The organism is Streptomyces sp. Q6, from assembly GCF_036967205.1.
Classification (GTDB): Bacteria; Actinomycetota; Actinomycetes; order Streptomycetales; family Streptomycetaceae; genus Streptomyces; species Streptomyces citrinus.
Map to the genome: position 1 here is coordinate 7,398,320 of NZ_CP146022.1, position 14,887 is coordinate 7,413,206.

The 14,887-nt window shown below is 71.1% G+C and carries 12 protein-coding genes; 10 read left to right on the forward strand and 2 right to left on the reverse strand.

From position 1 onward, the window contains the following. Window positions 1-56: 56 nt before the first annotated feature. Window positions 57-2,246, forward strand: coding sequence for a 3-hydroxyacyl-CoA dehydrogenase NAD-binding domain-containing protein (locus V2W30_RS34040; protein WP_338702438.1), 2,190 nt, complete (start codon window positions 57-59; stop codon window positions 2,244-2,246). Here the strand turns inward: V2W30_RS34040 and V2W30_RS34045 are convergent. Continuing rightward, window positions 2,230-3,018: a MerR family transcriptional regulator gene (locus tag V2W30_RS34045; RefSeq protein WP_338703870.1), complete on the reverse strand. Its 789-nt coding sequence runs from the start codon at window positions 3,016-3,018 to the stop codon at window positions 2,230-2,232. The genes V2W30_RS34040 and V2W30_RS34045 overlap by 17 nt on opposite strands. 324 nt (window positions 3,019-3,342) lie before the next feature. On the opposite strand from V2W30_RS34045, the gene V2W30_RS34050 reads away from it, so the two are divergent. The 4 genes from V2W30_RS34050 (at window position 3,343) to V2W30_RS34065 (ending at window position 6,604) form a co-directional block, all read left to right on the forward strand. After that, window positions 3,343-4,815: an amino acid permease gene (locus tag V2W30_RS34050; protein ID WP_338702439.1), complete on the forward strand. Its 1,473-nt coding sequence runs from the start codon at window positions 3,343-3,345 to the stop codon at window positions 4,813-4,815. A 40-nt stretch (window positions 4,816-4,855) separates the two neighbouring features. Then, window positions 4,856-5,335, forward strand: a complete 480-nt coding sequence (locus tag V2W30_RS34055) for a macro domain-containing protein (protein WP_338702440.1) — start codon at window positions 4,856-4,858, stop codon at window positions 5,333-5,335. Between the two features lie 59 nt (window positions 5,336-5,394). Next, entirely contained in the window at window positions 5,395-5,685 is a 291-nt protein-coding gene (locus V2W30_RS34060) for a hypothetical protein (protein ID WP_338702441.1), read from the forward strand. 64 nt (window positions 5,686-5,749) lie between these two features. Further along, window positions 5,750-6,604 carry an oxygenase MpaB family protein gene (locus V2W30_RS34065; RefSeq protein ID WP_338702442.1) on the forward strand — a complete coding sequence of 285 codons (855 nt, stop codon included), beginning with the start codon at window positions 5,750-5,752 and terminating at the stop codon, window positions 6,602-6,604. A gap of 75 nt (window positions 6,605-6,679) precedes the next feature. Here the strand turns inward: V2W30_RS34065 and V2W30_RS34070 are convergent, their stop codons facing one another. Continuing rightward, on the reverse strand, window positions 6,680-8,155 hold the full coding sequence (locus V2W30_RS34070) for a M1 family metallopeptidase (RefSeq protein WP_338702443.1): 1,476 nt from the start codon (window positions 8,153-8,155) through the stop codon (window positions 6,680-6,682). Window positions 8,156-8,414: 259 nt separating this feature from the next. Between V2W30_RS34070 and V2W30_RS34075 the strand changes: the two genes are divergently transcribed. The 5 genes from V2W30_RS34075 to V2W30_RS34095 are packed head-to-tail and all read left to right on the forward strand — an operon-like array spanning window position 8,415 to window position 14,875. Next, the gene (locus tag V2W30_RS34075) at window positions 8,415-10,382 is read left to right on the forward strand and encodes a Xaa-Pro dipeptidyl-peptidase (protein ID WP_338702444.1); all 1,968 of its coding nucleotides are present in this window, start codon (window positions 8,415-8,417) and stop codon (window positions 10,380-10,382) included. Next, complete coding sequence (locus tag V2W30_RS34080; RefSeq protein WP_338702445.1) at window positions 10,382-11,656, forward strand: M14 family metallocarboxypeptidase; 1,275 nt, start codon at window positions 10,382-10,384, stop codon at window positions 11,654-11,656. Before V2W30_RS34075 ends, V2W30_RS34080 begins: the two co-directional genes overlap by 1 nt. A gap of 39 nt (window positions 11,657-11,695) precedes the next feature. Further along, on the forward strand, window positions 11,696-13,504 hold the full coding sequence (locus V2W30_RS34085) for a BCCT family transporter (protein ID WP_425244631.1): 1,809 nt from the start codon (window positions 11,696-11,698) through the stop codon (window positions 13,502-13,504). A gap of 41 nt (window positions 13,505-13,545) precedes the next feature. Next, window positions 13,546-14,190 carry an HAD family hydrolase gene (locus V2W30_RS34090; protein WP_338702446.1) on the forward strand — a complete coding sequence of 215 codons (645 nt, stop codon included), beginning with the start codon at window positions 13,546-13,548 and terminating at the stop codon, window positions 14,188-14,190. A gap of 46 nt (window positions 14,191-14,236) precedes the next feature. After that, window positions 14,237-14,875, forward strand: a complete 639-nt coding sequence (locus tag V2W30_RS34095) for an SIMPL domain-containing protein (RefSeq protein WP_338702447.1) — start codon at window positions 14,237-14,239, stop codon at window positions 14,873-14,875. Window positions 14,876-14,887 lie beyond the last annotated feature (12 nt).

The following is a 14,887-nucleotide window of genomic DNA, read 5'->3' on the forward strand; positions in this document are numbered from 1 at the left end:
CCTCCCTCCCCCCTAGCCGCCGACCCCGCCGCACCGAACATCACGGAGACACGAATATGACCGCCAGCTCCACCATCCGCTGGGAACAGGACGAGACCGGCATCGTCACCCTCGTCCTCGACGACCCCCGCCAGTCCGCGAACACCATGAACCAGGCGTTCAAGGAATCCATCGCCGCGACCGCCGACCGCGCCCAGGCCGAGCTCGCCGCCAACCCCGACGCGATCCGCGGTTTCATCTACACCTCCGCCAAGAAGACCTTCTTCGCGGGCGGCGACCTCAAGGACATGATGAAGGCCGGGCCCGAGGACGCCCAGGCCGTCTTCGAGGCCGGCCTCGGCATCAAGAACGCGCTGCGCCGCATCGAGACCCTCGGCAAGCCGGTCGTCGCCGCGATCAACGGCGCGGCCCTGGGCGGCGGTTACGAGATCGCGCTCGCCAGCCACCACCGCGTCGCCCTCGACGCCCCCGGCTCCAAGATCGGCCTGCCCGAGGTCACGCTCGGCCTGCTCCCGGCCGGCGGCGGCGTCACTCGCACCGTCCGCCTGATGGGCATCGCCGACGCGCTCCTCAAGGTGCTGCTCCAGGGCACCCAGTACAACCCGCGGCGCGCCCTGGAGAACGGCCTGGTCCACGAAGTGGCCGCCACCCGCGAGGAGATGATCGAGAAGGCCCGCGCCTTCATCGACGCGAACCCCGAGTCGGCGCAGCCCTGGGACAAGCCCGGCTACCGCATTCCCGGCGGCACGCCGGCCAACCCGAAGTTCGCCGCGAACCTCCCCGCCTTCCCGGCCAACCTCAAGAAGCAGCTGGGCGGCGCCCCCTACCCCGCTCCCCGCAACATCCTGGCCGCCGCCGTCGAGGGCTCCCAGGTCGACTTCGAGACCGCCCTGGTCATCGAGGCCCGCTACTTCACCGAGCTGGTCACCGGCCAGACCGCGAAGAACATGATCCAGGCGTTCTTCTTCGACCTCCAGGCCGTCAACTCGGGCGCCAACCGCCCCCAGGGCATCGAGCCCCGCGAGGTCAGGAAGGTCGCCGTCCTCGGCGCCGGGATGATGGGCGCGGGCATCGCCTACTCGTGCGCCCGCGCCGGGATCGAGGTCGTCCTCAAGGACGTCTCCGCCGAGTCCGCCGCCAAGGGCAAGGCCTACTCGGAGAACCTCTGCGCCAAGGCCGTGAAGCGCGGCCGCACCACGCAGGAGAAGGCGGACGCGCTCCTCGCCCGCATCACGCCCACCGCGGACCCGCAGGACGTGGCCGGCTGCGACGCCGTCATCGAGGCCGTCTTCGAGGACCCGTCGCTCAAGCACAAGGTGTTCCAGGAGATCCAGCACATCGTCGCGCCGGACGCGCTGCTGTGCTCGAACACCTCGACGCTCCCCATCACCGTCCTCGCCGAGGGCGTCGAGCGCCGGGCCGACTTCATCGGTCTGCACTTCTTCTCGCCCGTCGACAAGATGCCGCTCGTGGAGATCATCAAGGGCGAGGCGACCGGTGACGAGGCGCTGGCCCGCGCCTTCGACCTCGTACGGCAGATCAGCAAGACGCCGATCGTCGTCAACGACAGCCGCGGCTTCTTCACGTCCCGCGTCATCGGCCACTTCATCAACGAGGGCGTCGCCATGGTCGGCGAGGGCATCGAGCCCGCGTCGGTCGAGCAGGCCGCGGGCCAGGCGGGCTACCCGGCCAAGGTCCTCTCCCTGATGGACGAGCTGACCCTGACCCTGCCCCGCAAGATCCGCCAGGAGACGCGGGCGGCCGTCGAGGCGGCGGGCGGCACCTGGACCGAGCACCCGTCGGAAGCCGTCATCGACCGCATGGTCGACGAGTTCGGGCGCACGGGCCGCAGCGGCGGCGCGGGCTTCTACGAGTACGGCGAGGACGGCAGGCGCGCCGGTCTGTGGCCGGGCCTGCGCGAGCACTTCACGAAGCCGGGCACGGAGATCCCGTTCGCCGACATGCAGGAGCGCATGCTCTTCTCCGAGGCGCTGGACACCGTCCGGCTCCTGGAGGAGGGGGTCCTCACCTCCGTCGCCGACGCCAACATCGGCTCCATCTTCGGGATCGGCTTCCCGGGCTGGACCGGCGGCGTGCTCCAGTACATCAACGGCTACGAGGGCGGCCTGCCCGGTTTCGTGGCCCGCGCGCGGGAGCTGGCCGAGCGCTACGGCGACCGCTTCCTGCCGCCGGCGCTGCTGGTGGAGAAGGCGGAGAAGGGCGAGACGTTCACCGACGCTCGCTGACGTCCTGCCGACTCGTGGGGGCGGGGACACCGTCCTCGTCCCCACGAGGTGCGGGGGAGGCGGTGAGCCATTCGCCGAGCGACTCCTTCAGGGACCGCTGGAACGTGGTGAGCAGTGCCTGCACCACCAGCGGCTGCATATGGGCCGACAGCGACTTCACGTCCTGCGCGGCCCGCTGCGCCACCTCGTCCTGGAACAGCCGGGACAGCTCCTGGGCCGCCGCGCGCGAGTGCTCCACGAGAATGTCGCGGGCCCCGAGGATCGACGGCAGTGACAGCGGTACGTCGAGGAGCTGGACACCGAGGCGCAGCAGTCCCGCGTCGCAGCGGAAGGTGTCGGCGCCGTCCTCGATGCCCACGATGTCCATGGCCGCGAGCCGCGCCAGATCCTCGTCGTCCAGCGCCCGCCCGGCCCGCCGCTCCAGCTCCCGGCGCGACACCGTCTCCCTGGTGTCCGGGGCCCAACTCGCCACCACCGCGCGGTGGATGGCCAGGTCGTGCGCGCTCAGGTCCGCCGGGAGCTGCTCGAGGTACCGCTCGATCGCCGCGAGGGTCATGCCCTGGTGCTGGAGCTCCTCGATCAGGGCGAGCCGCGAGAGGTGGTCCTGTCCGTAGTGGCCGACCCGGCGCGGCCCGATCACCGGCGGCGGCAGCAGGCCGCGCGTGCTGTAGAAGCGGATCGTGCGCACGGTGACGCCCGCCCGCGCCGCCAGTTCGTCGACGGTCAGCGTCGGGACGTCCTCGGTGGAGGCGTCCTCGGTGTGCGTCGTCATGTCCGCCTCGCGGGTCGCTCGCGTACTGGTACCCAACAGGTTCACCACAGGTTGAACAGTATTGCTGACACACCGATGTTGTGAAAGTGTCCGGCGCCGAGATCGCCGAACGCGACGCCTTATACGCCTGATTCGAGAGCCTGTACAGAGGCGTCCTGCCATGTGAGAAGAACCGCTATGTGATCTCTGCCACCGCGTGCGAGGTGATCTCTGGGGGAAGGTGCACCGTCGGTCCGCGCGCTGTCAGGGGTGTCGCGGGCCGGAGCACTTTCCGGACCCCGGTGACCTGCGTGTCTCCGGGCACCACAGAGTGGACACCCCCACGTGAGCAAGGACGCCGTCAACACGGCTCTGGACGCATCCCGCACAGATGCGGCCCAGGCGCCCGCCGACGCGGGCGATGCCGGCTACAGCAAGGACCTCAAGAGCCGCCACGTCAACATGATCGCGATCGGCGGCGCGATCGGCACGGGACTCTTCCTCGGTGCCGGCGGCCGCCTGCACGACGCGGGCCCGGCCCTCGTCTTCGCGTACCTCGTCTGCGGAGTCTTCGCGTACTTCGTCGTGCGCGCCCTCGGTGAGATGGTCGTCTACCGGCCCTCTTCCGGTTCCTTCGTGTCGTACGCGCGCGAGTTCCTCGGCGAGAAGGGCGCCTACGTCGCCGGCTGGATGTACTTCCTGAACTGGTCGATGACGGGCATCGCCGACATCACCGCGATCGCCCTGTACACGCAGTACTGGAGCGCCTTCACGACCATCCCCCAGTGGGTGCTGGCGCTGATCGCCCTCGCGGTGGTCCTCGGCGTGAACCTCATCTCCGTGAAGTACTTCGGCGAGATGGAGTTCTGGTTCTCGATCATCAAGGTGGCCACGCTCGTCGCCTTCTTGCTCGTCGGCATCTTCCTGTTGGCCACGCAGCACCCGATCGACGGGCAGACGCCGGGCCTGAGCATGATCACTGACCACGGCGGCATCATGCCCAGCGGTCTGATGTCGGTCGTCCTCGTCATGCAGGGCGTCGTCTTCGCGTACGCCGCCCTGGAGCTCGTCGGCGTCGCGGCCGGCGAGACCGCCGAGCCGCAGAAGATCGTCCCGCGCGCGGTCAACTCGATCATGTGGCGCGTCGGCATCTTCTACTGCGGTTCGGTGCTGCTCCTCGCGCTGCTGCTCCCGGCGACCTCTTACTCGTCGAACGAGAGCCCGTTCGTGACGCTCTTCAGCAAGCTGGGCGTCGGCGGCATCGGCGACATCATGAACCTGGTCGTGCTGACCGCGGCCATGTCGTCGCTCAACTCCGGCTTGTACTCCACCGGCCGCATCCTGCGCTCCATGGCCATGTCGGGCTCCGCCCCGAAGTTCACCGCCCGGATGAACCGCAGCCAGGTGCCCTACGGCGGCATCCTGCTCACCGCGGGCGTCGGCGTCCTCGGCGTGGGCCTCAACTACCTGCTGCCGCACGACGCCTTCGAGATCGTCATCGAGGTCTCCTCGATCGGCATCATCGGCACCTGGATCATGATCATGGTCGCGCACCTGGCGTTCGTCCGCCGGGCCAAGGAGGGCCTCGTCGAGCGCCCGTCGTTCCGGCTGCCGTGGTCCCCGGTGACGGAGATCGTCACGATCGTCTTCCTGGTGCTGGTCCTCGGTCTCATGTGGAACGACGAGGAGACCGGCCGCAAGACCCTCATGCTGATCCCGATCGTCGCCGTGGCCCTCGTCATCGGCTGGTTCGGCGCCCGACGCCGCATCGACCGGCTCGCGACGGACGAGCTGACGAAGGTGGCGGACGGGAAGTAGCACCCGCCGTGTTGTCAGTGGCAGCCCCTACGGTGGCGTCATGTCGGAGATCACGTATGTCCGGGGTGACGCCACCGTGCCGTGGGGCAAGGGCCCGCGACTGATCGTCCATGTCTGCAACGACATCGGGGGCTGGGGGAGAGGCTTCGTCCTGGCCCTCTCGCGGCGCTGGCCCGAGCCGGAGAAGGCGTACCGCCGCTGGCACCGCGAGCGCGCGGCGAACGACTTCGGCCTGGGAGCCGTCCAGTTCGTCCGGGTCGAGCCGCACCTGTGGGTCGCCAACCTGATCGGGCAGCGCGGGATCCGCACCGGTAGCCAGGGCGCACCCGTGCGCTACGAGGCGATCGCCGAGGGCTTGGGCGCCGTCGCCGAGCAGGCGACCGCTCTGGGCGCCTCCGTGCACATGCCGCGCATCGGGTGCGGGCTCGCCGGCGGGACGTGGGAGCGGGTCGAGCCGCTGGTCGTCGAGCGGGTGGCTGCGCGGGGGATACCCGTGACGGTCTACGACCACGACAGGTGAACCGACGGCGGTCGCGGCGTCCGCGTTGGGGCCGCGTGCCGTACGGGTAGGACACAGGCATGCCCCTGGTTCCGTGGGACGTTCACCACAAGGCAGGTCAACTGGTCGTGCTGGTGGCCGTGTTGGCGACGGCGCTGGTCACCTCCACGCGGCGCCGGCTGCGACCCCGGCCCGTGGCCACCGCGGCCCCGCCGCCCCCGTCCCCACGGCTGACCCCTCCGGTCGTCCCGTGCCACACGATCACCGCCGACGCCCCGCACGCCGAAGCCGTCGCCGACCTGTGCACCTGTGTCTCCGAACTCGCCTCGGACCTCGCCAAACGGTTCGGCGGTGAGGCCGGCGAGAGGTAAGTGCTCCGAGCCGCATACTGGGATCACAGGCAACACCGGCACCACGTGACCCACAGGACGCGGCATGAAGCAGCACGACCCGGATCCGCCGCCGCCCCCGCCCGGCGGGATCCTCTGGGACACCGCGGGCGACATCCGCTCGCTGCTCGCCCTGCCCGCTGCGTTCGTCCTCCAGGTCGCCCACCCCGCCGTCGGCGCCGGCGTCGACGACCACTCCGTCTTCCGCACCGACCCCTGGGGCCGCGGCCGCCGCTCCCTCACCTCGCTCCTGCTCTGGGTCTACGGGGGCGAGGCCGCCGCCGAGGAAGGGCGCCGCCTGCGCCGCGTGCACCGCGACATCCAGGGCACGGACCCGCACGGCCGCCGCTACCACGCCCTGACGCCCGCCTTCTACGCCTGGGTGCACGCCACCGGCTACCCCGTGGCCCGCTACGCCCGCCGCTACTTCGCCCGCCCCTTCACGCCCGAGGAGGACGAGCGGTTCTACGCGGAGTGGCTCATGGTCGGCCGGATCCTCGGCATCCACGACCGGGACATGCCGCGGACGACCGAGGAGTTCTGGCCGTACTACCACGAGGCGCTCGCGCGGGAGATCGGCCGGAACACGGTCGTCGACGAGCTGACGTCGGCCACCCGCGCGATCCCCGCCCCCGACCACGCGGTCCTGCGCCCGCTCTGGCCGGTCCTGCGCCCCGCGCTGGCCCGCACCCTGCGCTTCCTGTCGATCGGCCTGCTCCCGCCCGAGGCACGGGAGGCGCTCGGCCTCCCGTGGACGGCACGCCAGGAGCGGGTGCTGCGGCGCGTCGCCGTCCCGGTGAGATGGCTCGTCCCGCGCCTGCCGGAACGCCTCAGGTACCTCCCGCAGGCGCGGCGGGCGCGGGCCGCTGAGGGGCGGCCGCGCCGTTCTCCGCGCCTCTGAGGCGGCGCTTTGCCGCCCGCCCTGCGGCGGGGAACCCCGCGAGCGCCCCACCGGCCCGCACTCGGCGACGCACCCTCAGCCCTGCGCGTGCACCCCGTTCGTCGCGGCGATCGCCCGCCACGACGCGGGCTGCTCCGCCACCCCCGCGGAGCGCAGCGCCGGGGACGCCGGCTTCGACGGCTGGTACAGCCACGTGTCGAACAGCGACGCCAGCGGCTTGTGCGACACCGACTCGGCGTACCGCACGAAGTCGGAGACCTTCGCGTTCCCGTACGCGTGCCGCTGCGGCCACCCCTTCAGGATCGCGAAGAAGTCCTTCTCGCCGACCGCGTTGCGCAGCGCCTGGATCGCCAGCGCCCCCCGGTCGTACACCGCGATGTCGAACTGGTTCTCCGCGCCCGGGTCGCCCGGCTTCACCGTCCAGAACGCGTCGTCCGCCGGGTGCTGCGCGTACACGTAGTCCGCGAGCTCCTGCGCGGTGCCCTCGCCCTCCTTCTCCGACCACAGCCACTGGCTGTAGCGGGCGAAGCCCTCGTTGATCCAGATGTCCTTCCAGTGGTCGACGGAGACGCTGTCGCCGTACCACTGGTGCGCCAGCTCATGGACGACGACCGAGACGTTCGAGCCGTTCGCGAACTGCTTCGGGGAGTAGAAGGGCCGCGTCTGCGTCTCCAGGGCGAACGAGGACGGCACGTTCGGCACGTAGCCGCCGAGCGCCTCGAACGGGTACGGGCCGTACAGCGACTCCAGCCACTCCGCGACCTCGGTCGTGCGCTCCACGCTCGCCTTCGCGGCGCCCTCGTTCGCGCCGAGGTCCTTGCTGTACGCGTTGACCACCGGCAGCCCGGACGCGGTGCGGTCCGTCGTGATGTCGAACTTGCCGACCGCGAGCGTGGTCAGATAGGTCGCCTGCGGCTTGCTGGAGCGCCAGTTGAAGCGGGTCCAGCCCAGCTTCGAACTCTGCGACTGGAGCGTGCCGTTGGAGATCGCCTGCGTGCCGTCGGGCACGGAGACCGACACGTCGTACGTGGCCTTGTCGAGCGGGTGGTCGTTCGAGGGGAACCACCAGGCCGCCGACTCCGGCTCGTTGGCGAAGACGGCGCCGTCGGGGGTGCGCTGCGGGGAGGTGAAGCCCCACAGCTTCACGTCGGTGGGCTTGCCCGCGTACTTCACCACGACGGTGAAGGACGTGCCCTTCGGCAGGCCCGCCGGCGGGGTCACCTCCAGCTCCTGCACCCCGGACTTCGTGAACGACGCCTTCTTGCCGTTCACCCGGACCTCGCTCGCCGTGAGGCCGAAGTCGAGGTTGAAGCGCGAGAGGTCCTGCGTGGAGGAGGCGAGGATCGTCGCCGTGCCCTCCAACAGGTCCGTCTTCGGCTGGTACTTCAGCCGCAGGTCGTAGTGGGAGACGTCGTAGCCGCCGTTCCCGTACGTCGGGTAGTAGGGATCGCCGATGCCCGAGGCCCCGGGCGTGTAGTCAGCGGCCGATGCCGGGATCGCCAGCAGGAGGGAGGCCACGAGTGCGCCGGGGGCGATGAGTCTGCGGTACACGAGAACTCCAAGTCGTAGGAACACGCCGAGGGCTGTGCGCGAGGCACAGAGCGCAGGTCACAGTGCGCACGCGGACGGAACCGGCCCCGCGTGATCACTGCCGCGAGCCTATTCAGCACCTCTCACCCCCGTCATGTCCATGGCCGCCGCTGTCACACGATCGCCATTCGGCCGACATGTGCCAATCCGGCCCACACGCCTGTCCTGTCCCGCTACTGCCCTCTGTCGCGCGCGAGTTGACCCGTGTACCTTCCGCGCCATGCCGATACCTGCCAGACGCACCCACCGCCTCTGGAGAACGTTCGCCGCCGCGGCCACCGCCGCGCTGCTCGCCGTTCTCGTCGCACCCGGCGCCGCCGTGCACGCGGCCACGCCCACCGAGTCGCAGCCCGTCTACTCGTACGAGAAAGCGATCCGTGAGTCCGTCTGGGTCGACACCCGGCTCGACGGGGACGGCGACGGGAAGACCGACCGGGTCGCCGTCGACATCGTCCGCCCGCGCGAACTCGCCGCCAAGGGCCGCAAGGTACCCGTGATCATGGACGCCAGCCCGTACTACTCCTGCTGCGGGCGTGGCAACGAGAGCCAGAAGAAGACGTACGACGCGAACGGCGACGTCGTCCAGATGCCGCTCTTCTACGACAACTACTTCGTGCCCCGCGGCTACGCCTTCGTCGGCGTCGACCTGCTCGGCACCAACCGCTCCGACGGCTGTGTGGACGTCGGCGGCGCCTACGACATCGGCTCCGCCAAGGCCGTCGTCGACTGGCTCAACGGCCGCGGCACGGGCTACACGACCCGTACCGGCACCGAACGCGCCAAGGCCGGCTGGACCAACGGCCGCACCGGCATGATCGGCAAGAGCTACGACGCCACCGTCGCCAACGGGGTCGCCGCCACCGGTGTCGAGGGACTGGAGACCATCGTCCCGATCGGTGGCATCTCCTCCTGGTACGACTACTACTTCCAGCAGGGCGCCCCGCTCTACGACTCCGGCCCCGACTGGCTGTCCGACTACGTCGAGAGCCCCGACGCCCGCGCCCGCTGCGCCGCCGTCCAGCAGCAACTCGTCGACGAGGCCCCGCGCACCGGAGACCGGACCCCCCTCTGGGAGAAGCGTGACTACGTCAAGGACGCCGGCAAGGTCCGTGCCAGCGTCTTCGTCGTGCACGGCATGCAGGACCTGAACGTCCGCGCCAAGCACTTCGGCCAGTGGTGGGAGGCGCTCGCCAAGAACGGCGTCGACCGCAAGATCTGGCTGTCGCAGACCGGCCACGTCGACCCGTTCGACTTCCGCCGCACCGCCTGGGTCGACACCCTGCACCGCTGGTTCGACCACGAACTCCTCGGCTATGACAACGGCGTCGACCGCGAGCCGATGGCGGACATCGAGCGCACCCCCGACCACTGGACCACCGACAGGGTCTGGCCGCCGCGCGCCACCGGGACCACCACCCTGCGCCCCGGCAAGGGCAGCGCGGCGGGCGTCGGCACCCTGGGCCTGAAGACCGGCTCGGGCACCGAGACGTTCACCGACGACCCCGCCCTGAGCGAGACCGACTGGGCCGACCGGATCGACAGCCCCACCCCCGAGAAGGCCGGATTCATCAGCCGCCCGCTCGGCAAGGACCTGCGCCTGTCCGGCTCCTCCAAGGTCACCGTCACCGCCACACCGACCACGTCGAGCGCGCACCTCAGTGCCGTCCTCGTCGACCTCGGCCCGGCCACCGTCCGCGACTACGCGGGCGCCGGCGAAGGCATCACGACGCTGACCGACCGCAGCTGCTGGGGACCGAGCACGACCGGCGACAGCTCCTGCTTCCTGAACACGCGGACGGCGACCGCCGACGTCAACTCCACCGTCTTCAGCCGCGGGTGGGCCGACCTCGGCACGTACGCCGACCCGGACAAGGGCACCGCCCTGACCCCGGGCAAGCCCTACACGCTCACCATCTCGCTCGCCTCCAGCGACCACGTCGTGCCCAAGGGGCACCGTCTCGCGCTGATCGTCGCGGGCACCGACAAGGACCTCATCGACCCTCCGGCGAGCAAGCCCACCCTGACGCTCGACCTGGCGCGCACCGCGGCCCGCGTCCCCGTCGTCGGCGGCGCCGACGCGTTCGCGGCCGCCACCTCCGGCTCCGCCGCCGCCACCCCGCACTCGTCGTCGGCCGACGGCGTGAGCACGTTCCGCCAGGACCGGCCCGTCCCGGGAGGAGCCCGCTGATGCGCCTGCACCCCCGCACGCTCGTCCTCGCGGCCTCCGTCGTCGCCCTCTCGGTCACCGCACCGGCACAGGCGACCGCCACCACACCGCCCCGCACCGGCTTCGAGCGGACCGAAGGCGCCCGCTGGACCACCCAGCCCGAGGAGCAGGAACTCCTCGCCACCGTCGACAAGGCGTCCGACCAGGTCTCCGTCTCCCGGATCGGGACGACCAAGCAGGGCCGGCCGCTCCAACTCGTCCGGATCGGCGCGCACCGCACCGCCGACACGGTGCTCCTCGTGTGCAGCCAGCACGGCGACGAACCGTCCGGGCGCGAGGCGTGCCTCACCAAGATCCGCGACCTCGCGTACGCCAAGGACGCGGCGACCCAGCGCTTCCTGTCCCGCACGACCCTCCTGGTCGTGCCCACCGCCAACCCCGACGGACGCGCCGCCGACACCCGCGGCAACTCCGACGGCGTCGACATCAACCGCGACCACCTCGCGCTCCGGACCGCGGAGGCACGGGCCATGGCGGCCGTCATCCGCGACCGGGCGCCCGACGTCATCTACGACCTGCACGAGTACGGGGCCACCCCCCAGTACTACGACAAGGACCTCTTCGACCTCTGGCCGCGCAACCTCAACACCGACGCGGCCGTCCACGACGAGGCCCGGAAACTATCCCTGGACTACGTCCGTCCGGCCGCGAACGCCTCCGGGTACTCCACGGGCACGTACGGCATCTGGACCGACCCCGTCACCGGCGATCCGATCAAGCAGACCGCGGGCGACGGACAGGAGCGCATCCTGCGCAACATGTCCGGCGTGAAGCACGCCCTCGGGCTGCTCATCGAGAGCCGCGTCGACCCCGGCACCCCGGCCGAGGCGGCCGACGAGTCGCTCAACAACCGGCGCCGCCGTGACTCCCAACTGGCGGCGCTCGGCGGCCTGTTCACCTTCACCGGTGAGCGGCTCGGCCGGATCGAGGCGGCGACCGGCGCGGCCCGCGTGGCCGGGTTCGGCGACAGGGGGCCGATCTACGTCGGCGGCGCGGACAACGACCCGGCCGAACCCGCCGAGATCATCCAGGATCCGCCCTGCGGCTACCGCCTCACCGAGGCGCAGTACGACGCGCTCAAGGACGAGTTGGCGCTGCACGGCATCACCGTGCGGACCTCGGGCAGCGAAGCCTACGTACCGCTGCGGCAGTCGCAGCGGGCACTGGTCGCGCTGCTGCTCGACGCCCGTGCCCCCTACCACTTGACGGAAGGGGAGCCCGACACCAGCTGCTGAAGAGGTGTCAGGAGCGTCGCGTGTGGTAGGCCCTAAAGGGTGACAACCCCTCAGAAACCTCCCACCGACGCTCCCGTCCCCGACGCGGGGGCGACAGGCGGCCGGAGCCCCGCCACCGACCGGATCGTGTTCGGCGTCACCGCCGTGCTCACCCTGGCCTTCGTGGTCTGGGGCTCCGTCGCCACCGACAGCCTGGAGAGCGTCTCCACGCGCCTCCTCAACGGCCTGATCCACAACGGCGGTTGGGCGTTCATGCTCGCCGCCTCCGGCTTCGTCGTGTTCGCCCTGTGGCTCGCGATCAGCCGCTACGGGAAGATCACCCTCGGCAAGGAGGGCGAGGAGCCGGAGTTCCGCACCGTCTCCTGGGTCGCCATGATGTTCAGCGCCGGCATGGGCATCGGCCTCATGTTCTACGGCGTGAGCGAGCCCCTCGCGCACTTCACGACCCCGCCGCCGGGCACCGACCCGGCCGACGCCGCCGAGGCCATGGAGACCGCCATGGCGACGACGCTCTTCCACTGGACGCTGCACCCGTGGGCGATCTACGCGGTGGTCGGACTCGCCATCGCCTACAGCACGTTCCGGCGGCGCAGGCGGCAGACCATCTCCTCGGTCTTCGTCCCGCTCATCGGTGAGAAGCGCGCCCACGGGGCGTGGGGCCGGGTCATCGACATCATCGCGATCTTCGCGACGCTCTTCGGCTCGGCGGCGTCCCTCGGGCTCGGCGCGCTCCAGATCGGCTCCGGCTTCGAGGTCCTGGACTGGATGGACAACGCGAGCACCGGCCTGCTGGTGGCCATCATCGCCGTCCTGACAGTCGCGTTCGTCGCCTCCGCCGTCTCCGGTGTGGAGAAGGGCATCCAGTGGCTGTCGAACATCAACATGGTCCTGGCGCTCATCCTCGCGGTCTTCGTCTTCATCGCGGGCCCCACGATCATCGTCCTCGACCTCCTGCCGACCTCGCTCGGCGCGTACCTCGGCGACCTGCCCCAGCTCATCGGCCGCACCGAGGCGTCCAGCGGCAAGGGCGTCGCCGACTGGCTCGGCAGCTGGACGGTCTTCTACTGGGCGTGGTGGATCTCCTGGACGCCCTTCGTCGGGATGTTCATCGCGCGCATCAGCCGGGGCCGCACCATCCGCCAGTTCGTCGGCGGCGTGATCCTGGTCCCCTCCACGGTCAGCCTGCTCTGGTTCGCCATCTTCGGCGGTACGGCGATGAAGATGAAGGAGCACGGGCAGCTCGGCGGCGCCAGCACTCCGGAGGCCCAACTCTTCGGCGTCCTGCACGAGTTCCCGCTCGCCACGGCGACGAGCCTGCTCGTCATGATCCTCGTCGGCATCTTCTTCGTGTCGGGCGCCGACGCGGCCTCGATCGTCATGGGCACCCTGTCGCAGAAGGGCGCGCTCGAACCCGGCCGGTTCGTCGTCATCTTCTGGGGCGTGGTGACCGGAGCCGTGGCCGCGGTCATGCTCCTCATCGGCGACGGCTCGGACAACGCGCTCACCGGCCTGCAGAACCTCACGATCCTCGTGGCGGCCCCGTTCACCCTCGTCATGATCGGCATGTGCGTGTCCCTCATGCGCGACCTGCGCAAAGACCCGCTCATCGTCCGCGGCACGATGGGCACCGAGGTCGTCGAGGCGGCGGTGGTCGCCGGACACGAGCAGTACGGCGGCGAGTTCGAGATCCGCATCGGCCCCGGCGACAGCCTGGAGACGGAGGGCGACCCCATCGGCAGACACCTGGCGGACGACGCGCCGGACGACGGCCTGGACACCGACGTCAAGACGGACCTCAGGTCCGCCACCGACAGAACCGCCCTCGGCAAGGACACCGACCAGGACTGACGTCACGCGGGGCCGGGCCGGGACGTGGTCCACTCCCGGCCATGCCCCTGCTGATGCTGGACCTCGACAACACCCTGGTCGACCGGGACGCCGCGTTCCGCTCCGCGCTGGCGGAGTTCCTGACCGACCACGGGCTCCCGCCGACGGACGTGTCCTGGCTGACGGCCCTCGACGGCGACGGGTACACCCCACGGGCCGAGGTCGCCGCGGCGATGACGGCACGCTACGGACCCCGCGTCCCCGCGCGCGCCATCCACGCCGTCCTCGACCACGGCGCGGCGGACCGCGTCGCACTGCCGCCCCTGACCCGCGCGGCGCTCGTACGGGCCAGGGAGGCGGGCCTGACACCGCTCGTCGTCACCAACGGCCGCACCGCCCAGCAGACCGAGAAGCTCCGCCGCACCGGCCTCACCGCGCTCGTCGACGGCTGGGCGATCTCGGAGGCCGTGGGCCACCGGAAGCCCGACCCCGGCATCTTCCACGCGGCGGCCGCGGGCCGTTCCCTGCACGACGCCTGGATGATCGGCGACGCGCCCCGCGCCGACATCGGGGGAGCGCAGGCACTCGGCCTGCGGACGGTGTGGGTGACCCGCGGCCGTACCTGGCGCGAACCGGACTTCGCGCCGACGCTGACCGCCGACGACGTGGTGGAGGCGATCGACGCGGTGCTGCGCGCACAGCCGTGACGGCCGTGCCCTGTCGCCCGGCGCGCCACGGTGTTTCAATCCCCGCATGACAGAGATCAAGGAGCCCTGGGGCCTCAGCGTCTTCGGGACGGGCAGCGTGTCGGCGGAGCCGCGCGTGGCCCACCTGAAGCTGGCCGTCGACCACCTCTCACCGACGCCCAGGGAAGCCTTCGCCCAGGCGGGCGCGGCGGTGTCCCGGCTGCGGACCGTGCTGCGCGAGCACGGCGTGCCCGACTCCGAGGTGTCCGGATCGCGCCTCTCGCTCGCGTCCGAGTTCAAGGGGTACGGCGGCGAGCGGACGTTCCTCGGCTACCGCTGCGAAGCGACGTACACGGTGCGCACCGAGCAGCTCGACCGCCTCCAGGACCTGATCCAGGACGCCGTGGAGGCCGGCGCCAACCGCGTCGACGAGGTCCGCTTCGACGTCCTCGGCAAACCGACCATGCGCGACGAGGCGCGCCGCCGCGCCGTCGCGGCCGCCCGCCGCAAGGCCGAGGTGTACGCCGAAGCGTGCGGGGTCAGGCTCGGCCGCGTCGTGCACATCCAGGACGTCGACCCGGAATCGGTGGGCCTGCGCAGCCACGGCGGCCGCCTGGGCGGCGACCCCGAGTCCGACGGTGTCCTCGCGCCCGGCGCGGTGAAGGTCGAGGCGGCGGTCCTCCTCGGCTACGGCCTGCTGCCGTGACGCGGGCCGGGC

What these genes read in the sequence shown, in the direction of transcription:
- V2W30_RS34075 (WP_338702444.1), top strand. Translation starts at nt 8,415, where the DNA reads ATGCCGATACCTGCCAGACGCACCCACCGCCTCTGGAGAACGTTCGCC.
- V2W30_RS34090 (WP_338702446.1), top strand. Translation starts at nt 13,546, where the DNA reads ATGCCCCTGCTGATGCTGGACCTCGACAACACCCTGGTCGACCGGGAC.
- V2W30_RS34055 (WP_338702440.1), top strand. Translation starts at nt 4,856, where the DNA reads ATGTCGGAGATCACGTATGTCCGGGGTGACGCCACCGTGCCGTGGGGC.
- V2W30_RS34095 (WP_338702447.1), top strand. Translation starts at nt 14,237, where the DNA reads ATGACAGAGATCAAGGAGCCCTGGGGCCTCAGCGTCTTCGGGACGGGC.
- V2W30_RS34040 (WP_338702438.1), top strand. Translation starts at nt 57, where the DNA reads ATGACCGCCAGCTCCACCATCCGCTGGGAACAGGACGAGACCGGCATC.
- V2W30_RS34060 (WP_338702441.1), top strand. Translation starts at nt 5,395, where the DNA reads ATGCCCCTGGTTCCGTGGGACGTTCACCACAAGGCAGGTCAACTGGTC.
- V2W30_RS34045 (WP_338703870.1), bottom strand. Translation starts at nt 3,018, where the DNA reads ATGACGACGCACACCGAGGACGCCTCCACCGAGGACGTCCCGACGCTG.
- V2W30_RS34065 (WP_338702442.1), top strand. Translation starts at nt 5,750, where the DNA reads ATGAAGCAGCACGACCCGGATCCGCCGCCGCCCCCGCCCGGCGGGATC.
- V2W30_RS34080 (WP_338702445.1), top strand. Translation starts at nt 10,382, where the DNA reads ATGCGCCTGCACCCCCGCACGCTCGTCCTCGCGGCCTCCGTCGTCGCC.